The sequence below is a fragment of the bacterium genome (genome assembly GCA_021372535.1).
Lineage (GTDB): Bacteria > Latescibacterota > Latescibacteria > Latescibacterales > Latescibacteraceae > JAFGMP01.
In genome coordinates this window covers 1-19,821 of record JAJFUH010000199.1, presented here as the reverse complement: position 1 = coordinate 19,821, position 19,821 = coordinate 1, and the positions used below count along the sequence as shown (strand labels likewise).

Here is a 19,821-nt window from a genome sequence, read left to right as displayed (position 1 = left end):
CTTTCGGAAGTATATAATAGACAAGAAAACTCGGAAATCCAGCAGCATGTTCAAATAGTAATGCGACTTCAATTCAACGATTCGACATACAATAAGAATTCAAAGATGGAATTATTTGACGAAGTCGCGGCCAGCGTCGATACCAATAAAAGCGAAACACTCGGTAATTCTGGGTATAAGTTCTCGATTGAGTATTCTAACTGTTGTCTGGCCGATATTCTTTACGAACTGTGGCTCAATAATTTCGATATCGAGTTCCGGCCATCGGAATCGAAGTATTTCGAATTCGACGTGAAACTGGAATACTCGATGGAAAGTTCTCCGGCAAAAAAAGAATACCTGGCGCTCAAGGAAAGACCCGAAATCGAAAAGCACATAATACAGAAATACATCGAAAACCCGGGCAAGACTTTTTATGAAGTATCGTATGAGTTATACAATGAGCTCTACGGAGAAAGAGACAGAACGCTGAAAGAACTGAAAATGAAGGAGTTACACGAGAAAGCATTCAAGGAATTGGATATGAAAATAAAAGAACAGGAGAAGTCGAAAACCATACAACAGTAGTTTGTACAATTCACAAAAATCAATGCACTTTCCATGTTTCGGCTTTAATCCGGATAACGTATGTATGAGCGTTCAGCCAAAAAAGAACAGGAAATCACCGTATGTATATGATATGCGACAGCTCATATAAAGATCTGCTCCATGGATTTGACAACATGGATACCGATGATCTGGAAGTCGCTGTGGTCGAGCTTGAATTAATGGACCTCGACGATGGCGACTGCAATCCTGATCCCAAAAGGGGTCTCAATATCGCTCTGGCCTATGTAAAGCAGGGAAAACCGGTCATTATTCTCGGAGAAAGAGAATACAGCGAGCTGGAAATGTGGAATACGCTCTTTTTGAATGACAATGTATTTTTCTCGCGCAAGCCATTGACAAAAGAATGTTTTCTTTCGGCTCTCAGAAAAATACTGCCGGATGCCGCTATTTTACCATAGCTGCTAAAGCTGCGAAGATAATACGATTATCGATATCTTTTTCCCTTCCCTTCGCCCATTTTTCCTGTTACGTATCGGTTGGCGCATTGATGCCCCGGCGGTCGAGGAGCGTTCCTTCCATCATGTACAGGTTCACGAGGGCGTTGAGGTATGCCACCATGGAACGCACCTCATCGAGCTGACTCGCCGTCAGATCACGCTGCGCCTGAAGCACAAGGAAATTCGTCGACTTGCCAACCCGGAATTTTTCCTCTTCGGCGGCGAGCTTTTTCTCCTGGAGTTCACGGGTGACACGGGTGGTCCCGATCTGCTCTTTCGAGCGCAACACCTCGATATAGGCGGAGCGTACGTCCATCTGCACAAGCCGTTCCATGTTCCTGAGCGAGAGATCCATCTGTTCCCTTGAGCGCTGTGCCCGGAGAACACGGGCACGCGCCTCACGGTTCGGAACGGGCAGCGCGAAGGTGAAACCGGTGCTTGCATCGAAAAACCGGCTTGTGGGATCGGGAATGGCTTCGTTGAAAGTGCTTGAGTATGTCGTTCTTCCCATCGTTATGAATACATCGAGCCGCGGTAAAAGACCGTTTTTCGTCTGCTGGATATCGAGATCGCCTTTTTTGAGAGCCAGACGGGCCTGAATCAAATCGGGGCGATATTTCATGCCGAGCTGCTCATGGACATCGATGACATCGAGGGTATCGGCGGGCAGAAACGGCTTGTCGAGCGGGACCGGCGCCATCGACCAGAACGACTGATCCGTAGGGTTCAGGAGAAAAAGAAACCTGAGGCGCGCCTGCTCATACCTGCTCTGTGCATCGATGAGAGCTTCACGGCGCGTGGACACCTCTGCATGGACCGCGGCAAGCTCGAGCTCCGGGAGCTTTCCCACTGTGACACGCTCGAGCGATTCCTGAAGCTGGCGTTCGGCAAGATTGAGCGATTGTTCCTGAATGGCGTTTTCCTCGGAGGCAAGATAGAGGTTCCAGTAGGCCTGCTCCACATCTGCAACAACGCCCTCAGCAACAGCCTTCATTTCCGCCTTCGACATTTCGAAATCCAAATGAGCCTTGCGGAGGTTGGCAAGATTCGCTCCGAGCCCGAAACCCTGGAGAAGGGACTGGGTCACGGATACTCCGACAATCCCCGAGTACTGATCGGTGTACAGACTCGATACCGATCCGGTCATCGATGCATTCGCTGAGAGAGTCGTCCCTGTCGGCAGATTTTCCGATAATGATATTGTGTATGATGACCGATCCCAGGTCATATCAACCGGCTCGGGCCGTGTACCGAGGAAACGCTGGAGTTTCGAGCGGCTCTGGTTTAACGTGATATTAAGGTCGGGATCGAATGCGGCGCGCTGCTCCTTTGCATAGGTATTGGCTATATCGGGCTGAAGGTTCTGAATCGTCACCGTCGGGTTACGTTCCAGCGCCATAAGGATCGCATCCTGAAGACCGATCCGGAGCATCTGTCCCCCGGAAAGTTCAAGGAATGGGCTTAGTCTCCCTGAGGTAATATCCTCAGCCTTTACCTGACCCGCAGATACTATAAAAATCAGGCATGTGCAGTACAGCATATATCCCGGCTTCAGAAAAGTATTTTTGAGAATGGCTACAACGTTCATGATTCCACCAGATCATTTTTTGGTTTGAGTTTCTGTTCAAAAACCGAATAAACCACCGGCACGAGGACAAGGGTGATAAGCGTCGAGCTCAACAGCCCGCCGATAACCACACGGGCAAGCGGCGCCTGTGCTTCTCCTCCCTCACCCATGCCGAATGAAAGCGGGAGAAGTCCGAGCACTGTCGTCATCGTCGTCATGAGAATCGGCCTGAGCCGCCGTGAACCGGCAATTTTCACCGCCTCTATTAATTCCATGCCATGAATGCGCCTCAGCTGGTTGGTATAATCGACGAGGAGGATTGCATTATTGACCACAATTCCTGCCAGCATGATACATCCGATAAATGCCTGCATGCTGAACGTGGTATTGGTCATGATCATGGTCACCACGATACCGATCAATGCCATGGGAATGGAAAACAGAACGATGAACGGGTCCCTGAACGATTCGAACTGTCCTGCCATCACCATATATACAAGGAATATCGCAAGGAGGAAGCCGACCAGAAGCTCATGGAACGCTTTCTGCTGCTCTTCGTAATCTCCACCGAAAAGGGTGGTAAAATCTTTCGGCTTGGGAACAGTAGTGAGTTCTTTCCGTATGTCTTTGATGACCGAACCCATGTCACGGCCGGTAAAGTTGGCGTTGACCGTGATGATCCTTTCCTGGTCTTTCCGCTCGATTCTAACCGGTCCCTCGAGGGGTGTGCTCGTTACGACATTACGGAGAATCACCGGCTCGCCGCGGTTGTTGACCACAGTCAGGTCGAGCAGCTCGCTCAGGTCTTTCCTGTCTTCCTCGCTCAGCCGGACGAGAATACGGTACTCCTTGCCTCCCTCGCGAAAATACGATGCGGTTGTACCGCCGACTGCGGTTTCAAGAGCATCTCCGATCCGTGATACACTCAGTCCGAGATCGGCCGCTTTCTGACGGTCGACACGGATGACCTGTTCGGGATTCCCTTCTTCGCGGCTAATCTGGGTATCGGTAATACCGGGCACCTGTTTGACAACTTCATTGACCCGCTGTGCCAGGTCCTGCGCTACAGCCAGATCGTAACCGCGAATCTCAACACTGATGTTGTCGGTAGAAGAAGATCCCATCCTGAGAAGGAATAAACCCTGCCCGGCTCTCGTTCGAATCGTAACTCCCGGAAGACCGGAAAGTACCCTTCGCAGATCATTGGCAACCTGCTCGCTGCTCCGCTTGCGCTGGCTCTTGGGGACAAGCGGTATAGTCAGCGAGGATGTATGACCTCCGGAAGACATGTAACCGCCGCCGCCGACACTGGAAAGTATGGACTTTCGTTCGGGAACTTCTTTAATGATAATCTTTTCCACAGTCCGTGTGGCCTGGTCGAGTACTTCGAGCCGTGTGCCTACTGCCATTTCGACTGTTACTCTGACTTCGCTCTCATCGGCGGCGGGCATCAGTTCAACCCCGATAAACCGGACAAGAGGGACTGAAATCACAAAAAGACCCACCGTGGTAATGATAATAATCTTCCGATGACCGAGCGCCCACTGCAACACCTGTGAATACTGCTGCTCAACTTTTTTGAACGTTTCCTCACTTAAAGCATAAATTCTATGAAGCCAGTTCTCCCCTGTAAAATGCTGCACCGGCTGGTATTTGAGAAACCGCGAGCCAAGCATGGGAACGAGTGTCAGCGCGACAATGAGCGAGCACATCAGGGAGAATGTGACAACATAAGCCATTTGCTGGAACATGATTCCGGACATACCCCGGATGAAAATCACCGGAATAAAAACCACAAGCGTGGTGAGCGTGCTGGCAACGATCGCAGACCAGACTTCGGATGTTCCGTCCAGAGAGCTCTTTATGGGATTTTCTCCGCTCTCACGGTGCCGGTATATATTCTCGAGCACAACGATGGCGCTGTCGACAAGCATGCCGATTCCCAGTGCAAGACCGCCGAACGTCATGATATTCAGGGTAAATCCGCCAAAATAGATGAGTCCGAATGTGGCAATGATGGAAATAGGAATCGCGGTGGCGATAATAGCGGTGCTCGACAGATTCCGGAGGAACAGAAACAGGATGAGAACAGCGAGAATTCCGCCGAGAAGTGTGGAAACACCGACATTATTGATCGACTGTTTTATATAGATCGATGTATCAGTCAGGGTAACCAGTTGTATCTGTGGGATATCCCGATTTATCCGCTCCATCTCGACTTGAACGGCCTCGGCAACCTTAACGGTGTTTGAGCCGGACTGTTTGTTTATTGAAAGACGGACGCCGGGTGTGCCGTTAATGCGATATTCGCGACGTACTTCTTCCCAGGAATCCTCCACATCTGCAACATCCCTTATCTGGATCGGCGTGCCGTCCCGAATGGTAACGACTGTATCGCGTATCTCATCGAGCGAACGATATTCTCCCTGTGTCCTGATGAGAACTTCGAGGTTCCCTTTTTCATAAAGACCGGCTGGTACATTACGATTCTCGTTCTGGAGCGCGGAGATGATCGCTTCGGTTGACAGCCCGAGCGCCTTGAGCTTGGGGGCCTGAAGATCGACATGGATTTCACGGGTCAACCCGCCATATATGTTGACCGCTGCGACGCCGGGAACCCGTTCGAGACGGTATTTGACCTGATCATCGACAAGACGCCGGAGATCGAGGGCGTTCATGTTGCTCGAAACACCGAGGAAAACGATCGGAAATGCCGAGACGTCGAATTTAAAAATAGTGGGCCGTTCGATATCCTCGGGAAGACGACCCATGATCCGATCGATCCTGTCACGGATATCGTTGGCGGCGACATCGAGATCGGTGCCCCATGTAAACGCTACCCGCACCGTACTCTGTCCCTCGGTGGAGGACGATGTGATTTCTTCGACGCCCTGTACTGCAGCAAGCGCCTCCTCAATCGGCCTCGTTATCAGTTCCTCCATTTCCTGAGGTCCGACATTGCCGTAAGTTGTTCTGACAGAAATAGAGGGATAGGTCACTTCGGGCATAAGGTCGATGGAAAGGCGCCAGAACGATACGAGACCCAATGTTATGATGATAAGAAAAATGATCGTTGTCAGAATGGGACGATGTATTGATCCGCTGGCTATATTCATGTTCCCGACTCCTTGCCGGATTTTGGCGGCTGGCCTTTTTTACCCGTTTGCGCTGGAGAACCTTCTGTTCCGGACTGGTCAGGGAGTATTATGGGGCTTCCGTTCTCCAGGAGATGCTGACCGAGGGTAACCACGAATCCATCGAGTTTCGGCGAGACAATCTCCGTCGCTTCGGGTGTCACGATACCAACTTCCACGGGATAATATTGAGCCTGCGTTCCGTCCGGACTGACCATGAAAACACCCTCTTTACCGTTCCGTCTCACCACAGCTCTGCTCGGAACGATCTGGGCTGATTCTTTTTCGTTGAGCACGATATCGACCCGTGTAAACATTCCCGGTTTAAGATACAGGGAGTCATTGAGAACCTCAATTTCCATCTTGGCGACCCTCGAAGCCTCCTGAAGCAGAGGGGCAATACGTGCCACTTTACCGGTGAACCGTTTTCCCGGAAATGCATCCACCATGACACTCGAAAGCTGGCCCTCGTGTATGAGACCGTAATCGCGCTCGATAATCGTCGTCCGTATGAGCACTGTATTGATGCCTATGACCGAAACGAGCGGGGCATTGGGCGCAAGCAGGGCTCCCTCATCGGTATACCGTTCGCCGATATATCCCGGCTCGGTAGCGGCAAGAACCGTATAACTGAGGCGGATTTTTGCGGATGTGAGCGAGGCTTCGCGCTGTTCGACCTGGGCCTGCGCAAGTTCGAGACGGGATTTCTGGGCATCGAAACTCGTCGAGGCAGCATCGAGCTCGGACGGCGAGGCGATACCTTTTTCCTGGAGCGACTGCGCGCGTTCGAGCTCCTGACGGGAAAGTTCGAACTGGCTCTTTGCTTCCGTCAGAGAGGCCTGTGCAATTCTGAGATTCGCCTCGGCTTCGCGAACAGCCTGCTGGTACTCCGCATCATCGATCCGGGCAACTACTTCTCCCTTGGTTACCCAGTCACCGATCCGTTTTCTGATTTCAACCACCCGTCCGGATACCTTCGGCGAAATAATATACTGATAGATCGGGAATACAGTGCCGGTGAACTGGTGAATTTCCTTAATAGGGGCCTGCCTGACACTTTCGATTTCAACCGCGACCGGCGGCCGTCCCCCACCGGGTGCACCGGTAACGGGTCCTTTTACATGCGATACGATACGCCAAGTCATAAAGGCAATAAAAATGACCCCGATTACAATGAGCACTTTTTTTCTCATGAGGGTGTTGATCCCTTAATGTGATGTGAGAGGTTAAAAAAGGGTGGATACGGTGATTAAATCCACTGACGAAATAATTAATTCCTTGTTCTTCTAAAGACGATTTATATGGAAAAAGGTTTAAAAAAATATGGTAAATTTTTATTAATTTTTTTTATTGAGCATCGTTTTTTACAGGCCAGCAGTTAATCATCATGATTTGATGGTATACAAGGCGGGAAGTGTTATTACAAAAATAGAGAAGATTCTCTTCAGTAACGGCCCCGGTTCTTTCAAGTCAACCATATCCGCCGAAACCTGTACATTATCCGTTCACTGTTTTTGGATCATTCTTCCACTTGAGCTGCCACTCGATGTTGTCATGCATACGGTAGGGAATAATATGCCGTTCGATATCGGGGCCGAGTATCTCGATTTTCTCACGATTTCCCTGTCCTAATCCGGCGTCCGAACACCACTGGAGATATCCCACATCGGCATACCTGACCCCCATGAGTTCGATACCGATTCTGTCAACGGCGACAGCATCGAGCCCGGCAAGGGCAACACCATGTTCCACAGGCGTTCCCTCGGTCGGGCCGTTTCCCTCCATGCCCACAAAACCGTCGATGATTGCGAGCTGGGGACGGATTTTATGCGTAAGAAGATAGATGTTGTAATTGATCCCGTGGATATTTCCCTGGTGCATTTTCGCTTTTTCATACTGATTGCTCACAAAATCCGGATGGCCCGCGGGAAGATTGAGCGGCGATGCCATGATAACGTTCTTGAGGGTGAGGGTTGCGAGCACACAGTTATGAGCCTTCATCCGTGCAAGCGAAATGATGTATGAATCGGGGGCAAGAAAGGTGTCGATGATCTTTATTGCGATCGGAATCCTGTTTTCCCCGAGTATCCATTCGGTGACGCCGGGCTGAAGGTTAAGGTCGACGAGCTTGACGTTGTATTCCTTTGCAGTGGGAGTATAGCCGTACTCCTCGAACGTATACATGGTGCCTTTCGGTGAAGCGGTCGATTCGCCAATAATGACCTGCCTGTCGTAGATGGGCTTCAGAAAATCGAGCACAGCCCGTATCGCATCCGGGTCGGTTGCGCAGAGGGGATTGCCGTCCCACACGCAATTTGGCTTGATAACCACCTGCTTACCCTTGATACCGGCCCTGATTTCGTTTTCAAACGGTTTCAGCGCCTCCGCTATCAGTTCGCGCCTGTCTTTCCCCGCAGCAAATGAAACCCGGCTTTTCATGGAAGAAGGCAGCGCCGCGCCTGCCTCATGTGTTTTGATCTGCGAGCCTGCAGCAATACCCGCAAGACCGGCCGGTATGTACCTGATAAAACCACGCCTGCTCAATGACATGTCGAATGCCTCTCTCTTGTCGTGTCCGGGAAGAAATTCTCTTATATAAAAATCGCCCTCGGTTTTTTATAAAATACTCTTTTAAACTATAACTATCAAGCTGCAAAAACGACTCATAATCATGAGATATTTTTCATATTTATCGCGATCTATACACAGGATTCAGTTGACAGGAAAAAAAATAGTTTAAACTTTTTCGCCCGAATGCATGTCAAACGAGGTGAAAGAAGAATCCAGGACACTCTGTATTAACCGTGAGGAGTATACCATGAAATTCAGAACATACCGTGCTCTCGTTTTAACGAGCGTACTTATTCTTGTATCCGGCATCTATACCCTGTCCGGACATATCAGCCACCCGGGTATCGCACCCCAGAAAATGATAACCACCGTTTTATCAAAAGCGGGCTGTCCGCTCTCCGAAGCACAGATCGAACAGATCAGGAACATCAAACCCGGTCCCGAAGCACGCGAGCAGATTTCCGCCATTCTCAATGACGCCCAGAAAAAGGCGCTCAAGGCTGCCCGTGCCAGGTTCAGCAAAGCACATCGCCCCGGAATGGTTGCACAAATTCTCGAACAGGCCGGATACCCTCTCGCCGGTGAACCGGCAATTCAGTTACAGAACGAATACCATGAAGCGTTTCGGAAACAAGTTCAAACAGAAGAATATCACAAGTCGATTTCCATACTGGAACAGTACTATCCCTATCCGTTCATTTGTTCTACCAAAACCCAATATTACCTCGCAAAACCGGGCACCGTTATGGTTGAGACTATCAGCCCGAACGGCCAGCCCAACTCTACCCTCGTGAACGAATACCAGAACACCGGAACTCATTCCGTTGTTTGGGATGGTTCCAGTTATACCGGGGGAGTATACCTGTGCAGTATTACTTCGGGTGATGTTACCGAACCATGTAAGATTACCCTCGTGAAACAGGTAGTCCCGGCGGAGAAAAGGGAACGCGGCTCCGCGTTCCCTTTTTATATTTGTTAAACCGGATTCATATGTATTATACTGTGTGTTCAGTTATCCGTAACGAACACTTTTCACGGCAGATACCGGAAGAATCATGAAAAAATATCATACCGGCGGATTATTCCTTTCACTTATTGTGTTCCTGTGCGTTGTCTTTTTCCCCGGATGCGGTATTCCGCGGTTTTCCAGCAGATGGCTCGACCGCCCGATAACCATCGACGGAGCCGACCCGGAATGGGGAAATTATATCCAATACTATGATGAAAATACACGGGTTATCGTCTGCCTTTTCAATGACGACAAGGATTTGTATATCAAGCTCTCTACCCCAAACCGAATGATCCAGGCACAGTTCATGAGGATGGGCCTGACCGTGTGGTTTGATCCTGCAGGGGGAAAGAATAAAACATTCGGGATACATTTCCCGCTTGTATTATCCGAAAGCCTGTTACCTCCTGATGATTCCAGCGGAAATATTCCCGCGCCGGACATCGGCGGTAACGAACCTCCCGCACCGGACATCGGCGGTAACGAGCCTCCCGCGCCGGGCTTTAACGAAAACGGACCATCCGACCGGATTAAACGCATGATCGGACATATCCGGAACGAGCTCGAAATCACCGTACCCGATCGCAGTGAACGGATAAAACTGACACTGCCCGAAGCTGCTGCTTACGGAATCAGCAGTGCAATCGGGATGGCAAAAGAATCTCTGGTATACGAGCTGAAGGTGCCTCTCGCGGGGAACGACCGTAATCCTTACGCCATCGGTACTTCAGCCGGTAAAACGATCGGTCTGGGATTCGAGGTCGAAAAAAATAAAAAAAATGCGACGAAAAATATGCCCCGGGAAGAGAATAAAACAAGGGATGACAGGAATATTCGCGGCGATTCCGGAAGAAGTATAGGCGGAATTCAATCTGAAAGAACAGGCGGAAGACGGGGCGGAAGATTCCAAGTTATGACGGAACCGCTCGATCTGTGGACCGCCGTAACGCTCGCATCAGGGCAGTAAACCAGAAATATTTCGATACAAAACCATCATATAACCACGGAGACACGGGGATACGGAGAAAAATACAGTAAATCAGGCATAACACGATTTTTTCATATAAAAGTATACCATCATCAATCAGCAAATAGCCCTCAGTGTCTCCGTGTCTCCGTGGTTCATCATTCTTTCTATCCTCGTAATCCGCAATAATTTTGATTAACGCCATTTTTATTTCACACTGCGGGCAACACGGAACCCGATATAATAGTTACCGCCGCCGGTCCAGAAACAGCTCCGGGCCGCCGAACGGCATACGGACGGCTCGCTGAACCAGCCTCCTCCCCTTGTAATCCGAAGGTTGAAATTACTGCAACCCCGCGGGTCGGTGACCGGCTCCTTCGAGTAATTGCCGCTGTTGTAGGTTTCATCGAAACCGTCGTAACAGAATTCGAACACATTGCCGTGCATATCGTAAAGTCCCCATGCATTCGGCTCCTTGCCGCCGACCGGATGAGTCCTGCCGCCGCTGTTGCCGATATACCATCCCGCCTTGTCGAGGTCCTGCTCGGTATTCCCGGCGGAGTAGTGAGTTTTCGTCCCCGCACGGCAGGAGTATTCCCATTCGGCCTCGGTGGGCAGCCTGAACCCGTTTTTGGTAAAATCGCACGTTCCCGTTTTTTCATCGCAGCATGGCTCGAAGCCAGCGGCTTCGCTCAGCTTGTTGCAGAACCTGAGCACATCGTTGGCGCTCACATTGGTAACCGGCAGGGAGTCGTCGCCGGTGAATGTCGAGGGATTGTCTTTCATAACCGACGCATAAAGGGCCTGGGTTATTTCGGTGGAGCTTATCTGGAACGGACTCAGCGTCACCGTGTGCACCGGCTGTTCATCGGGGTAATACACATTCACCTTTCCGCCCGGCACAGAATCGCTTACATAATCATACCCCATCTGAAAACTGCCCGCGGGAACCGTCACCATGGTGATTCCCTGAATGACTTCCGTTTTCAGCCCGGATGTCTGCCGGGAGGAACAGCATATCATTGTTACAAGAGCAATGGCAGATAAAACGATGAGAAACACTACGCTGATTTTTTTCATATCTCGCTCCGAATTCGTTTGTCTCATGGATAACCGGCAGCGTTCTCACTCTTGAGAGACAGCCACCGTAGAATACCATGAGATATGATGATGACCAGGATCGCGGTGCAGAAACTGATCAGAAAATGAAGGGTGAAACGCTGAACCAGAAAGATCGATACACCGCCGACAATCACCGCCAGAAGAGATGGCAGGGGTTGGGGATTTTTCCATAAGATACAGTACAGAATTACCGGACCGAGCGAAGCGCCGAGCCCGAAAAACGCATAAAGAACAAACTTGAAAACCACATGGGTCTGTCTCATGGCAAAATAGGTCGAAAGCACCGCAAGGAGGAATATTGTCACCCGCGTGACAAGCAGCTCGTTCTTCAAGGGTGGAAGCCTCAATGCCGCCCGTATGTCGCGGATAACAGTGGTTGCGGCGGAAAGGAGCTGGGAGTCCGCGGTCGAGGAAATAGCCGCAATGATCGCGGCAAGGGTCATACCGGCCAGAATCCCCGGCATATGCGCCACGGCGAGTACGGGAAGCGCAGTTTCAGGGTCCGCGGCGATGGAATGAAGGTTCTCGAAACCGGCCCGCGCAGCCATGCCGAGGGTAATCGCTCCCGTATACACTATAACGAGCCAGATCATGGCGATAACCGGCGCCAACCGTAACACCCGTTCATCTTTCGCTGCCATGAGACGGGCCAGACCATGGGGCTGGCCGGGGTAGGCAAGCCCGATCATGAGCCAGGGCAGAATAAGGAGCAGTTTGCCTTTCAGGTCTGCCGCTCCGCCGGTCAGACTGACAAGATGGGCGCCTTTTGCCTCGAGCGACGACACCAGGCCCGGAATTCCGCCTATCTTGAAAAGTACAACGACGGGAAGGACTATAAGGGACAGGACCATCATGGTTGCCTGAAGGTTGTCGGTCCATGAGACAGCGCGGAATCCGCCGAGAACGGCATAAAAAACGATGAGACCGGCGGCGGCGAGCACTCCCGCAGAGTACGATATGGGAAACTGCGAGGAAAGCGCCTTCCCGGCCGCACTGAACTGCGCCGAGACATATGCAAGGAGGAAAACAATGGCGAAAACCGCCGCCAGGGCCGATGCCAGCCTCGAAACCGATGTGGACCCTGTCGCGGAGGCAATGATCTCGGGGATCGTTATCGCCTTCATGGCTTCGCTTTTACGGCGGAGTTTCGGCGCAAGGACATACCAGTTCAGAAAATATCCGAGCAGACCGGCTGCGACCATCCAGAAACAACTGACACCCTGTGTGTATCCCATTCCCACCATTCCGAGCAGGACAAAGCCGCTTTCGGTGGAGGCCGATGCCGAAAGAGCCGATGTCCATGCGCCGTGCTCACGGTTTCCGAGGTGAATCTCTTCGGCGGTCTTCTGCGGAAGCCGCGTGGCCCAGAATCCGATACCCAGGACAGCGATGGAATATAACGCAAATGCGATGAGCGATGAAACCATGATCCGTAAAATCCCTTTCGGCGTTTTCACGCTGAGACACAAACCCGCTCATATTACAATCAGATTATATCATCTACCGGACGATTGAACGACAACGATGTTTCATCCGAACGGCGGAATATCGCGTTTCATTGCCCAGTGAGCGCCGCGCCAGTAAAGCTTCTGATACTCCGGATGCCTCCAGGAAGTATAGGTATGTCCGGCGGCAAGTCCAACGATACGGCCGTTGCCGTTTTCAAGACACCACCCGGCTATGTCGTGACGTTTGTCCTCGAAACCGGTCGTTTCATAGAGCTTTACCGCCTTTTCGTTTATGAGCTCAACGCCGAAATTTTCATCGAGCGGGAGATCGAAATCCTCGATACCCTGCGTAATGGGATGTTCCTGATTGAAGTTATGCATGTGAACGGTCTGCACGGGGCCGTGCATCATGGGCTTGATTCCAAGCAGTTCCATGAATTTCGGCTTGTCCGGTGTCCAGATGGTGCAGTGGAGGCCCATGAAACCCATTCCGCGGTTTTTGACATTGTCGATGATCGCCGCTTCAAGCTCATCGCTCATATACCCGTCACCGGACGGCGGCGTTTCCATGATCGGGTCGGGACACCATCCCTCGATCGGTCCGCCCCAGCGGGTAATGATGAGGAGATCGGCATCGCTTATCAACGCGGGCGTCACATAACGGGCATCGGTAGTCCACAGGAACCGCCAGCCCGCTTTACCGAAAACGCCCCGGAGCGACTGGCTTTGTCCGAGACCGTTGTGAAGCTGGTCGCCGCCGAGATACACCACCTTGGTTTCGCCTTTCGCCTTGGGTCTCGGAGCGGCATGAGTCCGTTTCGTTACGGTGAATCCCGCAGCAACCGTTGCCAGGCCCGTTTTGAGCGCGGTACGGCGGTTTGGTCTTTTCTCAGATTGCATACATATCACCTTTCTGTATGAATGCTGTGTATGGTTCTCTCCCTGTCAACCGTATTCAATATACCGTATTTCCCGTAAGTCTTCTATCAGCAAATTCATATGAATGCTTGACATAGTATCCCCACTGAGCGGATCGGCATCCGAGTCGTGTTGCCCCGCTCCCGTATCAATACCCCTCCCTGATACCGGACGGCGGAATATCCCGTTTCAGCGCCCAGTGCGCCGACCGCCACATGATTTCCTTGAACGGTTTCTTCTGGTACGGTCCCGGCGTGTGTCCCGGCATAAGAGCAACCACACGTCCGCTGCCGGCCTCGCGGCACCACCCGCCTATGGCGTCCCGCGCAGGATTTTCCTGTTTCGACCTGAACAGGGGTGTGAACTGCCCGGGCTTCATGACGGCATCGAAAACCTCGTCCTCGCCCGTATCGAACGGCTCGATACCTTTCGTTACGGGATGGCTCTGGTTGAGGTCGTATACGGTCGCGGGCACAACCGGGCCGTGCATGACCGGTTTTTCGACTCCGAGCAGGTCGAGGTATTTTTTGCTTTCCGGGTTCCATATCGAGCAGTGAATCGATAGCAGTCCCATGCCCCGGTTGACACGCCCGACAATGGCATTTTCGAACTCCGGCGTCATGAAAGCGGGAGGAGCGGGCCGTTTTTCGATAATCTTATCGGGCGACCATCCGAGCGACAGGTTGATGGTCTGAGTCGCGGTGGCATATCGGCAGAGAACAAAAAGATCGGTATCATCGAGAACACCGGGAGTGATGAAATCAGGAGACTGGGCGAACATGAGCCGCCATCCGGTCGGCCCAAGAACCTCCCGCCAGTGGTATTCCTGGGTGTTGGCGTTATGGTAGTAATCACCGACAAGAAAGAGAACCCTGGTCTCTCCCGGGGCTTTCTGCGCAGCAAACAGCGGCTTGACAGATGCCGTCCCGGCGGCAAGCGATGCAGCCGTCGTTTTGAGCATTCTCCGCCGTGAAATAGCATTTCCCGACATTGTCTATCCTTCCTTCCGTCGAAAATATTCGGGTTTCGCTTCAGATGGATTCATTGTTTCATGGTCTGCATTCATTTTTTACATTTTCATGACACGGTTGATATATTCGCTGAACATACGAAAACCCGTTTCCATGCACTCGACCGGCACAGTGTCGGGGACATCCTCGGGACGGTGCCAGACAAGGGTATTGGGGTAGCCGATGCTGTTCACATACATCGCCCGTGCCCCGGTCTCACGGAATGGCCGCGCATCGAGCTGGAAACCGTCGCTGTCGTTCAGTTCGGGGGTTCCCGGCAGGTCGAGCTCGCGGTCGATTGCACCGATCAACGAGCGGAGTTCATCGTCCTCCGTGTAAATCTTCAGGGTGGTACCCCATGTCAGGGAATCGAAATTGACGATGTACCGTATATCACGGAGGCTCCCATCCTTCCTGCGTTTCTCAGCATAATTAACAGCTCCGAGCTTGTTGTATTCCTCGCCGGTGGTTGCAAGAAACCTCAGCGTTTTTTCAGGCCGTGTCCCCGTAAACGCATGGGCAAGCATGAGCATGATGATGAGCGATGCGGTGTTGTCGTTCGCACCCTGGCTGTTGTAGACTGTATCGAGATGCGCGATAAACAGAATCTCTTCTCTTCTGTTACCGGGAAGCATGCCGGCGACATTCGCGGTTGGTGTAACCGGGATAAATTCGACAATCGCCTTCATTCGTACCGGGATTTTCGCTTCAATGGCTTTTTCGATAACAGGGATGTCCGTTTTGCCAATGTTGAACGCGGGCAGGCATTTCACCGGTTTCCCGAAACTGTAATACGGCAGCGGAACCGCCTTATCATACCGCGCATCGATAATATATGCCCGAATTTCCCCGGTGGATCTGTCAACGACTCCATAGGGAATTCCGTCCTCGTCGATCCGTTTCACGAATCCCGTAATGCCCTCCGGAGGCGTCCCCGATGTTCCGTGGCAGATATAGGCATCGAGTTTTGCGCCGCCGACAAATAATTCAGGATCGCCGCTGAGCACCCATCGCTCGAAGGTAAAGGTATCCATCCCGACAACCGGGAGCGACCGCTTCATCTCCTTCCATACAATTCTGGCGGCCTGATCATACTGAGGACTGCCGATAGGATGTGGACCGATATCGGTGCAGAGTTTTTCGAGCATTTCTTCGAGATATCCGGCGCGTTTTTCAGGTGTATCCACGAGGTGCCGGCTGCCTCGCATCGATCTCGTCAGCGAACATCCCGATGCAAGTTGAGCTATAAACGCTGACTGTGCCGATACTGTAAGAAAATCCCGTCTTTTCATACCTGTATCCCTCAAAAAACTGCCAATATGAAGTCCTCAGCCCGATCCATCCACAAATTTTAATAGAACATGGATTTTCACGGATCGGATGGATTATCGCGGATTTGTTTTCATATCTTTTTTGATCTGGATGGTTTATTATCAATAAATATAGTATTAATAGTCTATTATGCTTCTTTGCGCCTTTGTGTCTTTGTGGTGAAATATTATCATGAATAATCTCCATGACCATCCATGGCCACAAAGAAGGATAAAAATTATTTTCAGATTAATCCGGGTTAATGAGCTTCTATTAACTCATGTATTGTACAAGAATTGTCATTCCCAGGGACAAAGTGAATTGGGAATACAGTTTTACAATCGCTATGTCATGAATATGATATTATGGATTCCCGTTTTCACGGGAATGACACGATAAAATGCATAATGCTTCATTCATGCGTTTTATGCATAAATTGATTAACTTGCATAGTTTATTATGCTTCTTCGTGTCTTTGTGTCTTTGTGGTGAAATATAGTAATAAATCCGGGTAAGACCGGATTAATTAACAAAAAATTACAGTCTTTGAAACAGTGTGGAATCATATGTACGGATACGATGCTTCAGCCGTATTCTATAGATCAGCCAAACCACAAATCCCGCAATGGCAAGCGCCAGAAAAATCCACATCTCGTATTTCTTCACATCAGCGAGCACCGTCTCCAGAAATTGACCGAACAGGAACCCCACGACACCGTAAATGACAGCCCATGGAATCGTTCCGAGAGCGTTCAACACCATGAACCGCCGGGGATTGTATCCGCTCATGCCAATTATGAAAGGCGTTATTGTCCTGAGCCCGTAGAGAAATCGGAATCCGATAACCGTTGAAGTCTGATACTGTTCAAGGAGCTTTTGTATCTTCTGCGCCCGGAGCTGACGGCTTGGTTTCCGCTCGATAAACGAGCTTTTTCCTCTTCGCCCCAGAAAGAAAAATAACTGGGTATACAAAAACGCTCCCAGAAACGATGCGCCGATAACGAGCGGCAGGTTCAGGTATCCGCGATGCGCCATGAAACCGCCGATAATGAGAACAGTTTCACCTTCGAGAAACACACCGGCAAAAAGAGCGGGATACCCGTAAGCGGTCACAATCGCTTCAAGCGTCATATCGGCGCCTCATCCTTTTTCCGGAAAAATCATAATCCTCCTGCCGATACTTCCCCATAAACATCACCAGTCGACGGCGATTTTGATGACAACCTTGAAAAGGTCGTCTTCCGAGCCGAGAGGCGCATGGACATCCTCGGGGAAGAACACCGCAAAGGTCCCCGGAGGAGTCTTGATCCAGACATCGGATTTTCCGGGGTAAAATTCTACATCCTTCTCCCCGTTGTAGCCCTGTCCCCCGGCGGCGCACTCGGCAAGATTTTTCCAGCCGACCAGATCGGTGCCCGAAATGGTACATTGAACGTCGATATAGCGCATATGGGATTCGAGCTTCGTGTTATCCGTCCCTTTTCCGCGACGGTGCATGAGGATCATGAACACACGGTCGCCGTCCACCTCGTGACGGCCATCCTCTAGCGCGGGGAGGTTCAGTGTTTTGAGGTGTTCGAATGCCGGTCTGAAACCCGGATGCAGCGCATAATACCGGGCGGCGTTATCGATTCGGTCGAGAATCATGGTGGATTTCCCTCCATACGTTGTAATGGTAAAAGTATGATGACAGCACGATCATCGGTTAACAATTATTGACCTCGAGCGCCCGGGATGCAATTCGTTCAGGCGTGCATGTAAATAATTGTCCATACGGGAGTGAAGCAAGCGCAAATTGCGTTTTACGGTGAAATAATCATGAAGCGGAGAGGGTTGAGACGAAAAGGAATATATTCATAAACAGAATCAATATCATCCGCAATACGAAATACCATACCGGATACTAAAAAATCCAACCGGGCATTTTTGCTGCATAACCCGTTCACATCACCGGACATCATACTTCACGAACAGCGCAAACGTAAGAAAAAACACCACGGCGGTATAGAGGACAATCACCACAAAATATGTCCGCGCGAAAGTAAACCGTTCGCCAAAAGATACGGGCTTTTCATTGAAGACGGGTATTTCTCCGAAATTCACCGGTTTCCGCGTTGTGGAGACATCCTCGTAGGGATTGTACCAGTGGGGACTTCCCGTGTCCTGGGCGTCCTTTTCCTTGAAAAATGCGAGAAACTGAGCCTGGTACACGTGGAGGCCGTTCCATACGCTTTGAAACCGGAGGAATCCGCCGCCGACCACAGCCTCGCACAGGTACTGGTACTGGGAGACCGGTGATATAAGGGTCAGAAGGCGGGCTCGTTCGAGCTGGCGGAACATGTCATGGTAATATGCGTTCCGCAGCTGCATTTCGCTGTTCATCAGGTTTGTCTGATGGTCTGCACGAACTTCATGGAATGGATAAAATGGTTGTTCGAATATCATTTGCCATCTTCCCTCGCGTCCACTCTTTTCAAGGGCATCCCTGGCGCTCTGAACTTTTTCGTTGACGGCATCCGATGTATCGATAGGGAAGATGTTCTGCGACCAGAAAATCGCCGAATTCGGGACGATCACGACAAACAACACCCACAGGACGAGCGCGATGAGCAGGCTCAGATCGGAATTTTTCACGATGACCGAGGAAAAAAGTCCGCAGGCGGCGATACTGGCCAGGAATACCCCGCTGAAGAAGATAAAGCCGAGAACTTCTCCCATGATTGACAGAGAGACGTCGAACGTTCCGGAAACCAGGAGCATGATCAGGCTCAGGCAGATACCGGCAACCAGCATGACCATCGAAGTCATGACGGTGGCGAGGAACTTGCCCATGAGGAGCGTCCCCCTCGACACGGAATTCGTCAGCGACAGCGCAAGCGTGTGGGCCTCTTTCTCACCGGATATCGAATCGAAGCTCAGCATCAGCATGGTGAAGCTGAGAATGATCGACACGATGAACGACCATTCAAGCTCCTGGGTGAGATTGAGATAGGGATTGCTGCTTCCCGCGCGCGACTCGAACCCAAAGACATTGTAGGCGCTGAATTGAATACTGTTGGGGATGTGGTTTTCCCACGAGCTGCTTATGAAGCTGTCCTTGCGGGGCTTCATGATGAAATCCTGTTTTTTGACCGCCAGTTGAGTGAAATTTGAACCGGCTGTTTGTTGAGCGGCGCGTTCCAGCTCATTCTGATACTTCGTATATTGATCCATACGTGCCGAATATTTTTTCATGAATGCGACCGTGCCGAAACCGAACACAAGCACCGTAATCAGTAACGCCAGGGAAAATCTCAGGCTCAGAAAATTATGCCTGAGCTCGCGGATAACGACCGTGGACAGCATATAATCACCTCACATCATAGCGAATGAACGAAACGAACGACAGGTAGAAGAGCCCGATACACACAATAATCATCGCTGTGAGCTTCAGAGCGATTTTGCCCAATTCGTCTCCGAACGAAAGGTAATTCAACTGAAACTTCGGGACATCGGAAATATCGAGAGGCGGATGTTTCCATGGATCACTGCCCTCAATATCGACCCCTTTCAACGTGGACGAATCGAAACCGGGAGATGTGACGAGAGCCATGAACTCCTCCGATGTTTTCGCTCTTCCTCCCGTCAGCTTGCTGATAAAAACCTCGACAGGAACGAACGTTTCCGGTTTCTGGCGGGTGAAATATACATACGAACCGAACATGTTTTTATCTCTCAA

At 50.9% G+C, this 19,821-nt stretch carries 17 protein-coding genes; 4 read left to right on the top strand and 13 right to left on the bottom strand.

From position 1 onward, the window contains the following. Nucleotides 1-567 (top strand): hypothetical protein (locus LLG96_17270; GenBank protein MCE5251957.1); only part of this gene is annotated, 567 nt, incomplete at its 5' end. 101 nt (nt 568-668) lie between these two features. Next, nucleotides 669-1,007, top strand: coding sequence for a hypothetical protein (locus LLG96_17265; protein ID MCE5251956.1), 339 nt, complete (start codon nt 669-671; stop codon nt 1,005-1,007). Nucleotides 1,008-1,074: 67 nt separating this feature from the next. Here LLG96_17265 and LLG96_17260 read toward each other — a convergent pair whose 3' ends face one another. From LLG96_17260 to LLG96_17245, 4 genes are all read right to left on the bottom strand, one after another. After that, nucleotides 1,075-2,478: a TolC family protein gene (locus tag LLG96_17260; GenBank protein MCE5251955.1), complete on the bottom strand. Its 1,404-nt coding sequence runs from the start codon at nt 2,476-2,478 to the stop codon at nt 1,075-1,077. 152 nt (nt 2,479-2,630) lie between these two features. After that, on the bottom strand, nt 2,631-5,729 hold the full coding sequence (locus LLG96_17255; GenBank protein ID MCE5251954.1) for an efflux RND transporter permease subunit: 3,099 nt from the start codon (nt 5,727-5,729) through the stop codon (nt 2,631-2,633). After that, nucleotides 5,726-6,940: an efflux RND transporter periplasmic adaptor subunit gene (locus tag LLG96_17250; GenBank protein ID MCE5251953.1), complete on the bottom strand. Its 1,215-nt coding sequence runs from the start codon at nt 6,938-6,940 to the stop codon at nt 5,726-5,728. The genes LLG96_17255 and LLG96_17250 overlap by 4 nt, the downstream gene beginning before the upstream one ends. A 304-nt stretch (nt 6,941-7,244) precedes the next feature. Next, nucleotides 7,245-8,297, bottom strand: coding sequence for a DUF362 domain-containing protein (locus LLG96_17245; GenBank protein MCE5251952.1), 1,053 nt, complete (start codon nt 8,295-8,297; stop codon nt 7,245-7,247). A 268-nt stretch (nt 8,298-8,565) separates the two neighbouring features. Between LLG96_17245 and LLG96_17240 the strand changes: the two genes are divergently transcribed. Both LLG96_17240 and LLG96_17235 read left to right on the top strand, forming a co-directional pair. Next, nucleotides 8,566-9,297 carry a hypothetical protein gene (locus LLG96_17240; protein MCE5251951.1) on the top strand — a complete coding sequence of 244 codons (732 nt, stop codon included), beginning with the start codon at nt 8,566-8,568 and terminating at the stop codon, nt 9,295-9,297. 76 nt (nt 9,298-9,373) lie between these two features. Further along, nucleotides 9,374-10,294 carry a hypothetical protein gene (locus tag LLG96_17235; GenBank protein MCE5251950.1) on the top strand — a complete coding sequence of 307 codons (921 nt, stop codon included), beginning with the start codon at nt 9,374-9,376 and terminating at the stop codon, nt 10,292-10,294. Nucleotides 10,295-10,501: 207 nt separating this feature from the next. On the opposite strand, the gene LLG96_17230 is transcribed toward LLG96_17235, so the two are convergent. From LLG96_17230 to LLG96_17190, 9 genes are all read right to left on the bottom strand, one after another. Continuing rightward, complete coding sequence (locus LLG96_17230; protein MCE5251949.1) at nt 10,502-11,374, bottom strand: formylglycine-generating enzyme family protein; 873 nt, start codon at nt 11,372-11,374, stop codon at nt 10,502-10,504. 23 nt (nt 11,375-11,397) lie between these two features. Continuing rightward, on the bottom strand, nt 11,398-12,873 hold the full coding sequence (locus LLG96_17225; protein MCE5251948.1) for a sodium/proline symporter: 1,476 nt from the start codon (nt 12,871-12,873) through the stop codon (nt 11,398-11,400). A 72-nt stretch (nt 12,874-12,945) separates the two neighbouring features. Then, nucleotides 12,946-13,764 (bottom strand): ThuA domain-containing protein, encoded by an 819-nt coding sequence (locus LLG96_17220; protein MCE5251947.1) that lies wholly within the window; start codon nt 13,762-13,764, stop codon nt 12,946-12,948. A 166-nt stretch (nt 13,765-13,930) separates the two neighbouring features. Next, on the bottom strand, nt 13,931-14,773 hold the full coding sequence (locus tag LLG96_17215) for a ThuA domain-containing protein (protein ID MCE5251946.1): 843 nt from the start codon (nt 14,771-14,773) through the stop codon (nt 13,931-13,933). Between the two features lie 78 nt (nt 14,774-14,851). Then, nucleotides 14,852-16,084, bottom strand: a complete 1,233-nt coding sequence (locus LLG96_17210) for a M28 family metallopeptidase (protein MCE5251945.1) — start codon at nt 16,082-16,084, stop codon at nt 14,852-14,854. 556 nt (nt 16,085-16,640) lie between these two features. Further along, entirely contained in the window at nt 16,641-17,234 is a 594-nt protein-coding gene (locus LLG96_17205) for a DedA family protein (protein ID MCE5251944.1), read from the bottom strand. 63 nt (nt 17,235-17,297) lie between these two features. Further along, nucleotides 17,298-17,750 (bottom strand): YhcH/YjgK/YiaL family protein, encoded by a 453-nt coding sequence (locus LLG96_17200; protein MCE5251943.1) that lies wholly within the window; start codon nt 17,748-17,750, stop codon nt 17,298-17,300. A gap of 300 nt (nt 17,751-18,050) precedes the next feature. Beyond that, entirely contained in the window at nt 18,051-19,448 is a 1,398-nt protein-coding gene (locus tag LLG96_17195) for an ABC transporter permease (GenBank protein ID MCE5251942.1), read from the bottom strand. Nucleotides 19,449-19,452: 4 nt separating this feature from the next. Further along, nucleotides 19,453-19,821 (bottom strand): hypothetical protein (locus LLG96_17190; protein MCE5251941.1); only part of this gene is annotated, 369 nt, incomplete at its 5' end.